Source organism: Streptomyces sp. NPDC058308, assembly GCF_042880275.1.
Lineage (GTDB): Bacteria > Actinomycetota > Actinomycetes > Streptomycetales > Streptomycetaceae > Streptomyces.
In genome coordinates, this window is the sequence record NZ_JBHVZA010000005.1 from 201,173 (window position 1) to 216,342 (window position 15,170).

The 15,170-nt window shown below is 73.0% G+C and carries 13 protein-coding genes; 4 read left to right on the top strand and 9 right to left on the bottom strand.

Features of this window, described 5'->3' with window-relative positions; genetic code table 11:
* Positions 1–34 precede the first annotated feature (34 nt).
* Positions 35–733, bottom strand: coding sequence for a GDSL-type esterase/lipase family protein (locus ACFVYL_RS09985; RefSeq protein WP_389714253.1), 699 nt, complete (start codon positions 731–733; stop codon positions 35–37).
* 85 nt (positions 734–818) lie between these two features.
* On the opposite strand from ACFVYL_RS09985, the gene ACFVYL_RS09990 reads away from it, so the two are divergent.
* On the top strand, positions 819–1,838 hold the full coding sequence (locus ACFVYL_RS09990) for a WD40 repeat domain-containing protein (protein ID WP_389714254.1): 1,020 nt from the start codon (positions 819–821) through the stop codon (positions 1,836–1,838).
* Between the two features lie 18 nt (positions 1,839–1,856).
* Here the strand turns inward: ACFVYL_RS09990 and ACFVYL_RS09995 are convergent, their stop codons facing one another.
* On the bottom strand, positions 1,857–2,624 hold the full coding sequence (locus ACFVYL_RS09995) for a TetR/AcrR family transcriptional regulator (protein WP_389714255.1): 768 nt from the start codon (positions 2,622–2,624) through the stop codon (positions 1,857–1,859).
* A gap of 132 nt (positions 2,625–2,756) precedes the next feature.
* Between ACFVYL_RS09995 and ACFVYL_RS10000 the strand changes: the two genes are divergently transcribed.
* A complete protein-coding gene (locus ACFVYL_RS10000) occupies positions 2,757–3,752 on the top strand; it encodes an ATP-binding cassette domain-containing protein (protein ID WP_389714257.1) in 996 nt (331 codons plus the stop codon).
* Positions 3,749–4,576, top strand: a complete 828-nt coding sequence (locus ACFVYL_RS10005) for an ABC transporter permease (protein WP_389714259.1) — start codon at positions 3,749–3,751, stop codon at positions 4,574–4,576. Before ACFVYL_RS10000 ends, ACFVYL_RS10005 begins: the two co-directional genes overlap by 4 nt.
* 81 nt (positions 4,577–4,657) lie before the next feature.
* On the opposite strand, the gene serC is transcribed toward ACFVYL_RS10005, so the two are convergent.
* From serC to ACFVYL_RS10040, 7 genes are all read right to left on the bottom strand, one after another.
* Positions 4,658–5,776: a phosphoserine transaminase gene (gene serC / locus ACFVYL_RS10010; RefSeq protein ID WP_389714260.1), complete on the bottom strand. Its 1,119-nt coding sequence runs from the start codon at positions 5,774–5,776 to the stop codon at positions 4,658–4,660.
* Positions 5,777–5,950: 174 nt separating this feature from the next.
* A complete protein-coding gene (locus tag ACFVYL_RS10015; protein ID WP_389714262.1) occupies positions 5,951–7,159 on the bottom strand; it encodes a cytochrome P450 in 1,209 nt (402 codons plus the stop codon).
* Entirely contained in the window at positions 7,156–8,418 is a 1,263-nt protein-coding gene (locus ACFVYL_RS10020; protein WP_389714263.1) for a cytochrome P450, read from the bottom strand. Before ACFVYL_RS10020 ends, ACFVYL_RS10015 begins: the two co-directional genes overlap by 4 nt.
* Complete coding sequence (locus tag ACFVYL_RS10025; RefSeq protein WP_389714264.1) at positions 8,415–9,059, bottom strand: ATP/GTP-binding protein; 645 nt, start codon at positions 9,057–9,059, stop codon at positions 8,415–8,417. Before ACFVYL_RS10025 ends, ACFVYL_RS10020 begins: the two co-directional genes overlap by 4 nt.
* Complete coding sequence (locus ACFVYL_RS10030; protein ID WP_389714265.1) at positions 9,040–9,396, bottom strand: DUF742 domain-containing protein; 357 nt, start codon at positions 9,394–9,396, stop codon at positions 9,040–9,042. The genes ACFVYL_RS10025 and ACFVYL_RS10030 overlap by 20 nt, the downstream gene beginning before the upstream one ends.
* The gene (locus ACFVYL_RS10035; RefSeq protein WP_389714266.1) at positions 9,393–9,839 is read right to left on the bottom strand and encodes a roadblock/LC7 domain-containing protein; all 447 of its coding nucleotides are present in this window, start codon (positions 9,837–9,839) and stop codon (positions 9,393–9,395) included. Before ACFVYL_RS10035 ends, ACFVYL_RS10030 begins: the two co-directional genes overlap by 4 nt.
* Complete coding sequence (locus ACFVYL_RS10040; RefSeq protein ID WP_389714267.1) at positions 9,836–11,398, bottom strand: ATP-binding protein; 1,563 nt, start codon at positions 11,396–11,398, stop codon at positions 9,836–9,838. Before ACFVYL_RS10040 ends, ACFVYL_RS10035 begins: the two co-directional genes overlap by 4 nt.
* Before the next feature lie 544 nt (positions 11,399–11,942).
* Between ACFVYL_RS10040 and ACFVYL_RS10045 the strand changes: the two genes are divergently transcribed.
* On the top strand, positions 11,943–14,687 hold the full coding sequence (locus tag ACFVYL_RS10045; protein WP_389714372.1) for an FAD-binding and (Fe-S)-binding domain-containing protein: 2,745 nt from the start codon (positions 11,943–11,945) through the stop codon (positions 14,685–14,687).
* Positions 14,688–15,170 lie beyond the last annotated feature (483 nt).

Sequence of the window (15,170 nt, forward strand, 5' to 3'; positions counted from 1 at the left end):
GCGCAGGCGGGGGTTCAAAGACAGGCGCGGGGGTTCAAAGACAGGCTCTGAGGGTGGCGCAGGGCCCGCCGATGTCCCACGCCTGGGACAGGGCCTCCGCGAACGCCGACGCCAGTTTGAGCTCGCCGGACGCGTTCGGATGCGTGCCGTCGTACGTGTCGACGTGGATGTCGTACGACGGCGGGGGTGAGACGAGGAGGAGGGGCGAGCGGGGGGTGTCCAGGTCCGCGGCCGTCTTCGCGAGGAGTTCGTTGAAGCGGGCCACCTCGGTGGCGAAGGGCGCGTCCGACTCGGCCCGGATGTTGGGGATGACGGGGAGCAGGACCATCCGGATGTGCGGGTTCGCCGAGCGGGCCGCCTCGACGAAGGCGCGGACGTTTCGCGCCGTCTGCTCCGCGTTCGTGTAGAAGCCCAGGTCGATCAGGCCGAGCGAGATGAGGAGGATGTCGGCGGGGTCGCGGGTCAGCGCGTCGGCGATCCGCGGGGCCAGGTGCTGCCAGCCCTCGCCCCAGCCCGCGAGGTGGTTGCGGGGGAAATCCGGGGGAGCGTCGGCGTAGTCGTGGGAGCGGGGTTCTCCCGCCGCCTTGTCGTAGAGGGCCGTGCGCGGGCCGACCACGGCGACGCCCTCGGGGCCCAGGGTGTCGCGCAGGTGCTGCCACATCCGGTAGCGCCAGGTGCGTTCCCCGGCGCTTCCGATGGTCATCGAGTCGCCGACGAACATGAACCTGAGCATCCGGACATCATCCCGGATCGCGCCCCGCCCCTGCGATGTGAGGCTGCGCACTCCGCACGGGAGCGCGGATGGCACGCTTGGGCGCATGCGTTCGCTTCGGGCTGTTCCGTCTGTCCTCGCTGCCGGTGCCGTGCTGGTCTTCGCCACGGCGGTGTCCGGCGTGTCCGCCGCACCCGCCGCGGCCGACGGCCACGACGGGTTCACGATCAAGGATCCACGGATCGTCGAGTCCAGCGGCCTGGCCGCCTCCCGCGCCCACCCCGGCATCTACTGGACCCACAACGACCAGGACAAGGGCGCCTTCCTGTACGCGGTCGACTCCAGGACGGGGGAGACGGTCGCCACCGTCACGATGACCGGCGTGGGCGCCCCGCGCGACGTCGAGGCGATCTCGGTCGGCAGCGACGGCAACATCTACGTCGGCGACATCGGCGACAACCTCAACGGCACCTGGAAGAACGTCTGGATCTACAAGCTCCCCGAGCCGAAGCAGCTCACGAACCAGACGGTCCGTGCCACCCAGTACGTCGTCAAGTACGCCGACGGGGCACGGGACGCCGAGGCGATGATGGTCCACCCGAAGACCGGGCGGATTTACATCGTGAGCAAGAACGAGGACGGCGGCGGCCTCTACGAGAGCCCGGAGCGGATGTCCGCCTCGGGCACGAACGTCTTCAGGCGGGTCTCCGACGTCGACCTGTGGGTGACCGACGGCGCCTTCTCGCCCAATGGCGAACAGCTCGCGCTGCGCGGGTACTTCGGCGGCGTCTGGTACGCATGGCAGGGCGACGGCAAGAAGCCGCAGCGCAAGGGCAGGCTGAGCGTGCCGTTGCAGCGGCAGGGCGAGTCCGTCACGTACACCCTGGACGGCACGACCCTGATGTACGGCAGCGAGGGCGCGCAGAGCGAGGTGGAGCCGGTCGAGGCGCCCGGCGGAGGCGGCAGCGGGGACGCCGACTCCTCTTCGGGGAATGGGGGTACGGCCCGTGAGGGTGACGACGATCCGTTCCTCAGCGGCAGCCTCAAGACGGGCGCCGTCGTCGTCGGGGCCGTGCTGCTCGCCGTGTTCGGCCTGAAGCGGCTGGGGCGGCGCGGCGGCAGGTGACCGGCGGGGCCCGGCGGCTCACCGCTCCCGGGCGCGCCGGGCCACCAGTACGTCCAGGCCGTCCAGGAGGCGTTGCAGGCCGAACTCGAAGTGGTCGAAGTCCGGGCCGAACGAGTCGTCGGAGAGGTGCGCGAGGGCCGGGTAGCGGCCGCTGCGCATGATCCGGTCGAGGGTCGGCGCCTGCGCCGCCCAGAACTCCTCGTCCGTCAGGCCGGTCCTCTTCGCCGCCTCCGCCTCGTGCACCTGGGTGCGGGCGACCCCGGTGACGTACCCCTCCGTCATGACGATCACGCCGACCAGTTCGGGGTCGGTCAGGCCCATCGACTTGATCCGGGACAGGGTGCGGTCGAGGCCGCCGACGGAGCCGGGGCCGAGCACCGGGCGGGCCTGGTTGGCGTGGAGCAGCCAGGGGTGGCGGCGGTAGAGGACGAGGGTCTCGCGGGCGTACGCCTCGACGCCCTCGCGCCAGCCGCCCGTCCAGGGCCCGTCCTCCTCGGGCGGCGTGTGCACGCGGTCCAGCATCAGGTCGACCAGATCGCCCTTGCCGGGGACGTAGCGGTACAGGGACATCGTGCCGGTGCCGAGCTCCGTGGCGAGGCGGCGCATGGAGACCGCCGCGAGCCCTTCGGCGTCCGCCAGGCGCACCGCCTCCGTGACGATCCGGTCCAGGGTGAGCCCCGGCTTGGGGCCCCGGGCCGGGCGTGCGCCCTCGCCCCAGAGCAGATCCAGGCTGCGGGTGATGTCGCTGCCGGTGCGCCGGTCGTCGCCGCCGTTGGTGCTCGTCATGGCGCTCAGCCTAATCGTGCGGACCGGAACTGGGTACGGTGTACCCGTAAAAACTGAGTACGGTGTACTCTCCATTGGGTACGGCGTACCCAGTGGGGTCGTTCGCGGCGGTTGGTTCGGGAAGGGGCAGCGATGAACGGGCACGAGAGCGGACACGGAGACGGCAACGGGCACGGTTATGCGGTGGTCGCCGAGGGGCTGGTGAAGCGGTACGGGGAGAAACACGCCCTGAACGGCTTCGACCTGCACGTCGAACGGGGCACGGTGCACGGGCTCCTCGGGCCCAACGGCGCGGGCAAGACCACCGCCGTACGCATCCTCGCCACCCTCGTCCGGCTCGACGGCGGCCGCGCCGAGGTGGCCGGCGCGGACGTGGCGCGCGAACCGGCACGGGTCCGCGGCCGCATCGGCCTCACCGGCCAGTACGCGGCGGTCGACGAGATCCTCACCGGACGGCAGAACCTGGAGATGTTCGGCCGCCTCTTCCACCTGGGCGCCAGGCGCGCGGCGGCGCGCGCCCAGGAACTCCTTGAGCAGTTCCACCTGCGGGACGCGGCGGAGAAGGGCGCGGGCCAGTACAGCGGCGGCATGCGGCGCAGGCTCGACCTGGCCGCCTCGATGATCCTCGCGCCCGCCGTCCTCTTCCTCGACGAGCCGACCACCGGACTCGACCCGCGCAGCCGCCAGGAGGTCTGGGAGACCGTGCGGGAACTCGTCGCGGGCGGCACGACCGTCCTGCTCACCACCCAGTACCTGGAGGAGGCCGACCGGCTCGCCTCCCGCATCACCGTCATCGACCGCGGCCGGGCCATCGCCGACGACACCCCCGACGGCCTGAAGAACACGGTGGGCGGCAGCCACCTCGACGTCGTCGTGCGCGAGGCCGCCGACCTGCCCGCCGCGGTGAAGACCGTCGCCCGCGTCTGCGACGGCGAACCCGTCACCTTCGAGCTGGAGCGCCGCGTGCAGGGCGCCGTGACCGACCGCGTCGCCGCCCTCACGGACGTGGCGCGGACCCTGCGCGACGAGGGCATCGCCGTCGAGGACATCGGACTGCGCAGGCCGAGCCTGGACGACGTGTTCCTGCGCCTGACCGGCGAGATCCACGCGACGGAGGCCGCCGCATGAGCGTCACCCTCACCACCGCCCCCTCGCGCGGACGCCTCTTCTGGGCCCTCGCCGACGGCTGGAACGTCACGCGCCGCTACCTCACCCACTTCCGGCGCCAGCCCGTCACCATCGCCTGGCAGCTGGGCTTCCCCATCATCAGCGTGTTGCTGTACGGCTTCGTGTTCGGCGAGGCGATGAAGGTGCCAGGCGGCGACGACGGCGACTACAAGCAGTTCCTGATGCCCGGCATGTTCGTGATGACCATGGCCTTCGGGTTCATGAACACCGCGATGGGGGTCGTGACGGACGCGACGAAGGGCGTCATCGACCGCTTCCGCTCGATGCCGATGGCGCCCTCCGCCGTGGCGTCGGGGCGCGGCCTCGCCGATCTCGTCGTGGCCTGCGCCGAGCTGACCATCCTCGCCCTGACCGCGCTCGCCATCGGCTGGCGCTCCAGCGCGGGCGTGCCCGACACCCTGCTCGCCTTCGGACTGCTGCTGTTCCTGCGGTTCAGCCTGATCTGGGTCGGCGTCTACCTCGGCCTTGTCGTGCCGAGCCCGGAGGCGGCGGGCGGCCTGTACGCGGTGGCCTTCCCGCTCACGATGATCTCCAGCGTCTTCGTGGCACCGTCCCTCATGCCGGACTGGCTGGCCCCGGTCGCCGCGTGGAACCCCGTCTCGTCGACGGGCACGGCAACCCGCGAGCTCTTCGGCAACCCCGGCGCGGGCGGCGACACCTGGGTCGAGCAGCACGCGGTCCTGATGGCGATGGTCTGGCCGGTGGCGATCTCGCTGGTGTTCCTGCCGCTGGCGGTACGGAGGTTCAGGGGCCTGAGCCGCTGAGCTCCGGGTGCGCCCCGTAAGGGGCGCGGGGAACTGCGCGACCAGTCACGACGAATCCGCGGCTGGTCGCGCGGTGAGTTGCTAGAGCTTCTCGATCACGTAGTCGATGCACTTGGTGAGCGCCTCGACATCCGCCGGGTCGATCGCCGGGAACATCGCGACCCGCAACTGGTTCCGGCCCAGCTTCCGGTACGGCTCCGTGTCGACAATCCCATTCGCCCGCAACGCCTTAGCGACAGCGCCCGCGTCGATCTCGTCCGCGAAGTCGATCGTCCCGATGACCTGCGACCGCTTCGCCGGGTCCGTGACGAACGGCGTCGCGTACTTGGACTCCTCGGCCCAGCCGTACAGCGTGCGCGAGGACGCGGCCGTGCGGCCGGTCGTGAACTCCAGGCCGCCCTGCGAGTTCATCCAGTCCAGCTGCTCGGCGAGCAGGAAGAGCGTGGCGAGCGCCGGGGTGTTGTACGTCTGGTTCTTGCGGGAGTTGTCGATCGCGGTCGGGAGCGAGAAGAACTCCGGGACGTGGCGGCCCGACGCGTGGATCCGCTCGGCGCGCTCGATCGCCGCCGGGGAGAACGCGGCCAGCCACAGGCCGCCGTCCGAGGCGAACGACTTCTGCGGGGCGAAGTAGTAGACGTCCGTCTCCGCGATGTCGACCGGCAGGCCGCCCGCGCCGGACGTGGCGTCCACGAGGACGAGGGAGCCCTCGTCGGCGCCCGCGACGCGCTTGACCGGCGCGGCGACGCCGGTGGAGGTCTCGTTGTGCGTGAAGGCGTAGACGTCGACGCCCGCCTCCGCCTTCGGGTCGGGGTGCGTGCCCGGCTCGCTCGCGATCACGGTCGGCTCGGCCAGCCACGGGGCGAGCTTCGACGCCTTCGCGAACTTGGAGGAGAACTCGCCGAAGTTGAGGTGCTGCGACTTGTTCTCGATCAGGCCGTGCGTCGCCACGTCCCAGAACGCGGTGGAGCCGCCGTTGCCGAGGATCACCTCGTACCCCTCGGGGAGGGAGAAGAGGTCCTTGATGCCCTCGCGCACGCGCCCGACCAGGTTCTTGACCGGGGCCTGGCGGTGGGAGGTGCCGAGGAGGGAGGTGCCGGTGGCGGCCAGGGCGTCCAGCGCCTCCGTACGCACCTTGGAGGGGCCCGCGCCGAAACGGCCGTCGGCGGGCTTCATGTCAGCGGGAATCTGGATCTCAGCCACGGGGGGAGCCTAGCGGCTCGGGGCGTGCCGTCTTGGTGGTGTCCGTCGGCTGAGATCCTTGGCCCACCCGGGGTGGACGACTCGGGGCTCTGCCCCGGACCCCGCTCCTCAAACGCCGGAGGGGCTGGAATGCCCGCCGGGGGGCGCTGGAATGCCCACCGAGGGGCGCTGGAATCAGCTGCGCAGCCGGACCGGCAGCTCGTACAAGTCGTTCTGCGTCACCACCGGCTTGTTGCGGAGGGCCTCGTGCGGGACCGCCAGGCGCAGGTTCGGGAAGCGGGCGTAGAGAGCCGGGAGGGCTACGCCCGCCTCCAGGCGGGAGAGGGCCGCGCCGGGGCAGACGTGGGGGCCGTGGCCGAAGGAGATGTGGCGGGTCGGCGACGTGCGGGTGATGTCGAAGTCGCCTGCCGTGGGGCCGTGCGCGGCCTCGTCGCGGCCTATCGCGCCGTACGAGACGATCAGCGCGTCACCCTGCCGGATCACCTTGTCCCCGACGGGGACGTCCTGCGCGGCGAAGCGGATCAGGACGTGCGAGGTGGGGGTCGCGTACCGCAGGGTCTCCTCGATCACCGCGTCCCAGCCGACCTCGCCCGCGAGGACCAGGGCGAGCTGGCCGGGGTGGGCGGCGAGGTTGACGACGGCGTTGACGATGAGGGAGATCGTCGTCTCGTGGCCCGCGGCGACCATCAGCTGGAGCGTGGAGACGATCTCCTCGTCGGTGAGGTGGTCGCCGTTCTCGGAGGCCTGGACCAGGGCGCTGGTCAGGTCGTCGCCGGGCTCCGTGCGGCGGGCCGCGACGACCTTGCCCATCATCGCGGCGAGCTCGCCGAGCGTCGCGACGACCTCCGCCGGGGGCGTCTGCGTGGAGAAGAACTTGTCGAACAGGACCTTCAGGCGCGGGTGGTCCGCCTCGTCGATGCCCATCAGGTCGCTGATGACGTACATGGGGAGGGGGTAGGCGAACTCCGCCTTCAGGTCGACGGGTCCGGGGCCCTCGGGGAGCCTGTCGAGGAGGGCCGCGGTCAGCTCGGCGATGCGGTCCCGCATGCGCTCCACCCGGCGCGGTGTCAGCGCCTGCGCCACCAGCGTGCGCATCCTGCGGTGCTCCTCGCCGTCCGCCGTCAGCATGGAGCGGCCGGGGTTGGCGAGGCCGATCAGCGGCCAGTCGGCGGGGATCTCGCCGCGCCGCCAGGCGCCCCAGACCTCGATGTCCTTCACCAGCCGCTTGTCGGTGAGCAGTTGGCGGGCCTCGGCGTGGTGCGTGACCGCCCACACCGGTACGCCGCCCGGCAGCTCCGCCTCGGCGAGCGGGCCCGCCGCGCGCAGCCGTGCGCTCTCCGCGTCGAGGTCGGTGACGAACGGGTCCAGGGCGATGCGCGTCATCTGAGATCTCCAAACACTGAGGTCGGGGTCGGCGTGAAGCTCACCGGCAGGTCTGTCAGGCCGCGCAGCCAGGGGGACGGGCGGCGGGTGAGGGCGTCGGCCCGCACCGCGAGGTCGAGGTCGGGCAGGCGGTCGAGGAGCACCTCGATGGCGGTCCGCGCGATGACCTCGGCGACCTCCTGGGCGGGGAACGGGCAGCGGTGTTCACCGTGGCCGAAGGAGAAGTGGGCGCTGTTGCCGCCGGTCAGCGCCGAGCCGTCGGTGCGGACCTGCGGGTCGGAGTTGGCGGCGGCGAGGCCGAGCAGCAGGAGGTCCCCGGAGTTGATGCGACGGCCGCCCAGCTGGGTGTCGCGCGAGGCCCAGCGGCCGGCGACGTTCTGCGTGGGGGTGTCCTCCCACAGGACCTCGTTCATGGCCTCGGCGACGCTGTGCCGGCCGCCGAACAGGGAGGCGGCGAACCGGTCGTCGGTGAGCATCAGGCGCAGCGAGTTGCCGATCCAGTCGGCGGTCGGCTGGTGGCCCGCGGCCATCATCACCATCAGGTCCTGCGCGATCTCCTCGTCGGAGAAGCCCAGTTCGCCGTCGGCCGCCTGCGTCCGCAGCATGTACGAGGCGACGTCGGCGCCCGGCTCCGCGTGCTTGTCGGCGATGAGCCGCATCATCGACCCGGCCAGGTGCTGCTGGCCCGCGAGGGCCCGCTCGCGGCCGTCGATCATGTCGTTCATGGCGGTGACGAGGCCGGGGCCCTGCTCGTCGGAGAAGCCGTAGATGCGGGCGAGGACGCGGACCGGGAGCAGCATCGCGTACTCGGCGACGATCTCCGTGGCACCCTTTCCGCAGAAGCGGTCGATCAGCTCGTCCGCGAACTGCTCGGCGTGCGCCTTGAGTTCGAAGGGGTCGACCTCTTCGAGGGCGTGCGCGATCATCGCGGCGCGCCGGGTGTGCCGCTCGCCGACGGTGTAGAGGATCGACGGCTGCCGGTGGCCGATCATCGGGAGCAGCGGCCAGTCGGCGGGGATGTTCGGCCACTGGTTCCACAGCTCGGAGTCGCGGCTGTACAGGACCGGGTCGCCGGTGACCTGGTGCAGTTCGCGGTAGCCGAGCACCAGCCAGGCCGGGATGTCGCCGTCCAGGAGGACAGGGGCGACGGGGCCGTGGTCGCGGCGCATCTCCCGGTACAGCTGGGTGGGTTCGGTGGCGAACCGTGGGCCGGAGAGCGGTACGGGCGCGCCGCCGGCGCCGGTAACGGGGCAGGTCACTGGGTGTTCTCCTGGGAGGCGTTGCGCTGGGCCGCGTACAGCGTCTGGAGGTGTTCCACGAGGGTGATCAGCACGTCCTTGCTGGACTGCCGGGAGCGGGCATCGCAGTCGACGAGCGGTACTCCGGGGTCGAGGTCGAGCGCTTCGCGCAGCTGCTCGGTGGTGTGCGGGGAGCCGCCGAAGTCGTTGCGGGCCACGATGAACGGCGTGCCGTGGTGCTCCAGGCGGTCGATCGCGTACCAGGAGTCCTCGATGCGCCGCGGGTCCACGAGGACGACCGCGCCGAGCGTGCCGGCGAAGAGGCGGTCCCACAGGAACCAGAAGCGTTCCTGCCCTGGGGCGCCGAACAGGTAGAGGATGTTGTGCGCGTCGAGCGTGATGCGGCCGAAGTCGAAGGCGACGGTCGTGGACGTCTTGCCGCGCAGCCCGTCGAGGCCGCCCGTCTCGTCGATGCCCTGCCCGGCCTGCGTCATCGTCTCCTCGGTGTTGAGGGGACGGATCTCGCTGACGGAGCGGACGAGCGTCGTCTTGCCGACGCCGAAGCCGCCGACCACGACGATCTTCAAGCCGTTGTCCGCGGTGGCGGTCAGTTCGGTTCGGGTGGCCCCGGTAGCGCTGCGTTCAGAGATTGCGGAGTCCAACGAGCACCTGCTCCAGGATGTCGGGGTCGGGAAGGCTGTGGTCGGCGGCCGCGCGCGGGTGGCGGGCGCTGATCCGGCCCGCGTCGAGCAGGTCGGACAGCAGGATGCGGGTGATGCTCACCGGAAGGCCGAGCTCGGCGGCGACCTCGACCATGGCCGTCGGCAGGTGGCACAGGCGCAGGATCGCGGCGTGCTCGGACTGCATGCCGGGGACCGGGCCGGACTCGGCGACGACGAGGGTCACCAGGTCGAAGGGGGTGTCGGGCGCCGACCGGCTGCGTCCTCCGGTGAGGGTGTACAGCCGGTCGGGGGAGTCGTCCCGGCCGGGGCGGCTCATGAGGCGGGCGCGGTGCGGGGGCCGTCGTCCGAGCGGGGCGCGGCGCGCAGGTGCTCGCCGAGCTGCTCGACCAGCTCGCTCATGGTGTGCCCGACGAGGCCCGCGTCGGCGTCCTCGGCGGCGATGACGGCGAGGTGCGCGCCTTCGCCCGCCTCGACGATGAAGAGGATGCCGCCGTAGAACTCGGCCATCGCGGAGCGGACCCCGCCGCTGCCGTCGCCGAACTCCGCGGACGCGCCGTGCGAGAGCGACTGGATGCCGGCGGCTATCGCGGCGAGCTGGTCGGCCTGGTCGACGGAGAGCTCCGGGGTGCGGCACAGCTTCAGGCCGTCCCGGGAGAGCACGAGGGCGTGGCGGGCGCCCGGGGTGCGCTCCAGGAGGCCCTGGAGGAGCCAGGTGAGCTTTTCGTCGGTGGTGGTGCCGGGGGTGGTGCCGGTGGTCATCGGGGGGTCTCGCCTTCCGGGTGCGGGGGAGTTGCGGTGGCGTCCGTGTCCTCGGCCGGACCGGAGGAGTCCGACGGAGAGGGGCGGACGGCCTGACGGAAGCTGCTGAAGCGGGCCGCGGTGCTCGCCGCGGTGGCGGCGCGCGGCCGGATCTGCGTCTCGCCGGTGTCGCTGTCGGCGCGGGCCCGCTCGGCGGCGGCGAGGGTGCGGCCGCGGGGGCGCTTGGGGAGGGGGGCGGCGGGGGCTTCGGGGGCGTCGGGGGTTTCGGGGGCTTCGGGGGTGGCTGAGGCCGGGCGCCCGGGGTTCGTCCGTGGGTGCGGGGCCGCGGGGGGATGTGCGTACTCGCCATCCCTGCGCCGCGTCGGAAGTTCCTGGACGTCGGCATCGGCTCGGTGCTCCGTGCGCACATCCCCCCGCGTCCCCTCCGGCGCGCTCGCGGGTGCCGGGAGGGCTGTCGCAGTCGGCAGGGATGCCGGGGCCGGGGTCGGGGTCGTCTCCGAGGGGCGGGAGAGCAGTTCCTGCGGTACCAGCAGGAGTACGCCCGTACCGCCGCGCGCCGACGGCCGGAACGACACCGTCAGGCCGTGCTTGCGGGCCAGCCTGCCGACGACCGCTAGTCCGAGCCGGGTGCCCGAAAGGCCGCCGAGGCCCTTGGTCTCGCCGGACACGGCGTGCTCGGCGCGGCGCAGCTGCACGGGGCCCATCACCAGGCCGCTGTCCTCCACGGAGATGATGACGCCGGCCGCCACCTCTTCGATGTAGACGTGCACTTCGGAGGTGGGCGGCGAGAAGTTCGTCGCGTTGTCCAGGAGTTCGGCCAGGGCGTGCATGACGCCCTCGGCCGCGTGGCCCGCGACCGCGACCTCGCTGGCCGAGTGGACGCGGACCCGCTGATAGCCGCCGATGCGGCCCATCGCGCCGCGCAGGATCGACTCCATGACGATGGGCCGGGCCCAGCGGCGGCCCGAGCGGGCGCCGGTGAGCACCGCGACGGAGTCGGCGATGCGGCCGGCCTGCGCGGTACGGTGGTCGAGGTGGAGGAGGTCGGTGAGGACGTCCTCGTCGGCGTGCCTGCCCTCCATGTCGCGCAGGTCGGCGAGCATGCCGGTGGCCAGGGCCTGCATGCGGCCCGCGGCGTTGGCGCAGGCGGCGAGGGCGGCGGCGCGTTCGGACTCGGCGCGGCGGGCGCGCACGGTCAGTTCGCTGCGCTCCCGGGCGAAATACTCGGTGAGCGCGGTCCGCTCACGGGCCGACTCCTCGGTGCGGGCGGCCTGTTCCCGTACGAGGCGTCCGGCGTACTCCTGGACGTCCTCGACGCGGCGGCGCAGCAGCGAGTTGGTGCGGACGGTGTGGAAGGCCAGGGTCACGGCGGCGGTCAGCGCGGCGGCCGCGGCGCCGGATCCCCAGGCCAGGGGGGTGCGTACGGAGGCGGGCGCGAGGGCCACGGCCGCTCCGGTGAGCGCCGCGGTGAGCACGGCGCAGGTCAGCAGGACGAAAGCGGTGGGACGCAGCGGAGGGTGCTCCGTCCCGGGGCGCGCTATGGGGGGTTGCGCGGTCATCAATCGGGGTCCTCGATCGGAAGCGACACACTCTGCTCAAGAGGGGATCACTATAGGAGAGTTGTCGACCGAGTTGGGAATCTTCCCGTCCGGATGGTGAAAAAACGGGTGGGGCGGGGTGGTCACGAGGGGCCTGCGCGTGGGCATGCTGGACGGTATGAGTGATCTCTACGGCGAACCCGGTGGCCCGGCGCGGGGCGGGGGTAGCGGTTCGGCGCCCGGGCGGGGCAGCGGTTCGGCGCCCGGGCGGGGTGGCGGTCCGGCGCCCGGTCGGGGCAGCGATTCGACGCCCAGCCGGAGAGGCGGCTCGACGAGTGGCCGGAGCTGCCAGGATCCGGTTCGTCAGGAGCCCGGGGACCGGGCGGCGGTGGATCGGGAGCCGGTGGAGCGGGCGCCCGTGGGCCGGGGGCCGACGGATCGGGCGGCGGTGGGCCGGGAGTCGGTGGGGCGGGAGTCGGTGGATCGCGACGGACTCGCGCGGGACCTGCGCACGGCCGTGCGCGGCGAGGTGGATCTCTCCGTCACCGCCCGCGCCCTGCACACCATGGACGCCTCCAACTACCGCCGCGTGCCCGCAGCGGTGGTCGCCCCGAGGGACGCCGACGACGTGGCGGCGGCGCTCGCGGTCTGCCGGGAGCACGGCGTGCCCCTCGTACCGCGCGGCGCGGGCACCTCGATCGCCGGACAGGCCACCGGAGCCGGCGTCGTCCTCGACTTCACCCGGCACATGCGCCGCATCGTCTCCCTCGACCCCGGCGAACGCAGTGCCGTGGTCCAGCCGGGCGTCGTCCTGGACGACCTGCGCTCGGCCGCGGCCCCGCACGGGCTCACCTTCGGCCCCGACCCCTCCACGCACAGCCGCTGCACCCTCGGCGGCATGATCGGCAACAACTCCTGCGGCTCGCACTCGGTGGCCTGGGGCACGACCGCCGACAACGTGCACGCCCTCCGCGTGGTCGACGGTTCGGGAGCGCGCCGCCGCCTCGCCCGCGGCTGGGACGGCGCCCCCGAAGGGCTGCGCCCCCTCGTGGACGGCGGCCTCGCGCTGCTGCGCACCGGCTTCCCCGAACTGCCGCGCCGCATCTCCGGCTACGCCCTGGACGCGCTGCTCCCTGAACGCGGCACGGATCTCGCGCGCGCCTTCTGCGGTTCGGAGGGCACGCTCGGGGTCCTCACCGAAGCCGTCGTACGTCTCGTCGATGCGCCCCGCGCGCGGGCGCTCGCCGTACTCGGCTACGCCGACGAGAGCGCGGCGGCCGAAGCGGCGGCCGCGCTCCTCCCGCACGGCCCGCTGACCGTCGAGGGCATGGCGTCCGACCTCGTGAGGGGCGCGAACGGCCTGCCCAAGGGCGGTGCCTGGCTCTTCGTGGAGACCGGCGGCGAGAGCCCGGCCGAGGCACGCGCGCGTGCCCGCACGATCGTGCGGGCCGCCGCGGGGGACACCGTGGACGCCCTGGTCGTCGACGACCCGGCGGGGCAGCGCGCGCTGTGGCGGGTGCGCGAGGACGCCAGCGGCACGGCGACCCGGATGCCGGACGGCTCCGAGGCCTGGCCCGGCTGGGAGGACTGCGCGGTGCCGCCCGCCCGACTGGGTGCCTACCTGCGCGACTTCAGGGCGCTGCTCACCGACCACGGGCTGCGCGGCACCCCGTACGGGCACTTCGGCGACGGCTGCATCCACGTCCGCATCGACTTCGACCTGCTCACCCCGGCGGGCATCGCAGGCTTCCGCCGCTTCTCCGAAGACCTCGCCGACGTCGTCGTCGCCCACGGCGGCTCGCTCTCCGGCGAACACGGCGACGGGCAGGCCCGCGCGGAACTCCTGCCGAAGATGTACGGCCCCGAACTCGTTGGCCTCTTCGAGCGCGTCAAGGACGTCTGGGACCCGGCGGGGCTCCTCAACCCGGGCATGCTGGTGCGGCCCGCGCCCCTCGACGCCGACCTGCGGTTCGCCCCGCTGCCGCGCGAGCCGGTCGACGTGGTCTTCGGCTATCCGCAGGACGGCGGCGACTTCTCGGCGGCGGTACGGCGGTGTGTCGGCGTGGCCAAGTGCCGTACGGCCACGCCCACTTCACCGACGGCCGTGATGTGTCCGTCCTTCCGCGTCACGGGCGAGGAGGAGCACTCCACGCGCGGGCGCGCCCACCTGCTGCACGAGATGCTCGCGGGCGAGGTGGTGACGGACGGCTGGCGCTCCACCGAGGTAAAGGACGCCCTCGACCTCTGCCTGTCCTGCAAGGGCTGCCGCTCGGACTGCCCGGTGGGCGTCGACATGGCCACGTACAAGGCGGAGTTCCTGCACCACCACTACGAGGGCCGCCGCAGGCCCGCCGCCCACTACTCGATGGGCCTGCTGCCGCGCTGGCTGCGGGCCGTCGCCGCGACGCGCACCGCCCGTGTCGTCAACGCCCTCGCGCGCGTCGGCCCGTTGGCGGCGCTCGGCAAGCGGCTCGGCGGGATCGCCCCGGAGCGGGCCGTGCCCGAGGTGGCGCCGCGTACGTTCCGGCGGTGGTGGCGCGGGCGGCGGCGGCCCGCGGGCGCCCCGCACGTCGTGCTCTGGCCCGACACCTTCACCGACCACCTCTCGCCCTCGGTGGGGCGGGCCGCGGTGGCGGTCCTGGAGGACGCGGGTCTCAGCGTCGCGGTGCCGCCGCGTGGCGTGTGTTGCGGCCTGACGTACGTCTCGACGGGCCAGCTCGACCGCGCCCGCGCCGTCATGCGCGCCATGCTTGACCGGATGGAGCCCCTGCTGGACGCCGGGGCGCCGGTCGTCGTCCTGGAGCCGAGCTGCGCCGCCGCCCTCAGGGCCGACCTCGCCGAACTGCTCGGGGACGACCCGCGCGCCCAACGGCTCGCCGCGGCCGTCCGTACGTTCGCGCAGGCCCTGGAGGAGCTGGCCCCCGAGTGGCAGCCGCCGCACATCGGCCGGAGCGCCGTCGGCCAGACCCACTGTCACCAGCACGCGGTCCTCGGCGACGCGGCGGAGCGGCGGCTGCGGGCGAAGGCGGGCCTCGCGGGCGACCTGAGCGGCGGCTGCTGCGGGCTCGCCGGGAACTTCGGCTTCGAGCGCGGCCATTACGACGTCTCGGTGGCCTGCGCCGAGGAGCAGCTGCTGCCGTCGGTGGCGGCGGCCGACGCGGACGCGGTGGTCCTGGCCGACGGCTTCTCCTGCCGGACCCAGCTGGCGCAGTTGGCGGGGGTACGGGGGCGGCACCTGGCGGAGGTCCTGGCGGAGGGGATCGCGGACCGGGACGGCGAGAGGCGGGACCAAAGTCCCCGGCATTCGTGACTTTCGCGACTGGGGAGCGGTGTCCGGTTCCGGCAGGATCGAGATGGTTCATGATCATCTGCCGAGGCGTCAGCTGCCTTGCGTGCGCGAGAAGTCTGGTGTGTCGCCGTGCCGGAGAAGCCGAAGGAAGCAGTGGGGTCGGGGGAAGCGGTGAGGTCGGGGGAGGCTGCGGGGTCGGGAGAGGCTGCGGGGCTGAAGGAGGTTGCGGGGTCGGGGGAGGCTGCAGGGCCGGAGGGGGCTGCGGGGTGGGAGGGGCTCGCGGAGTCGCGGGGGTCTGGGGGGTTTGGGGGGCCTGGGGGGTCTGTGGTGCCGGAGGGGGCCGGTGGGCTGGAGGGGTCCGCAGAGGCGGAAGGACTCGCAGGGGCGGAAGGTCCCGCAGAGGCGGAAGGACCCGCAAGGGTGGAGGGTTCCGCTGCGTCGAACGGGCCCGCGGGCTCGACGGCGATGGGGCCCGCAGAGCTGAGTGTGACGGGACTCGCGAGG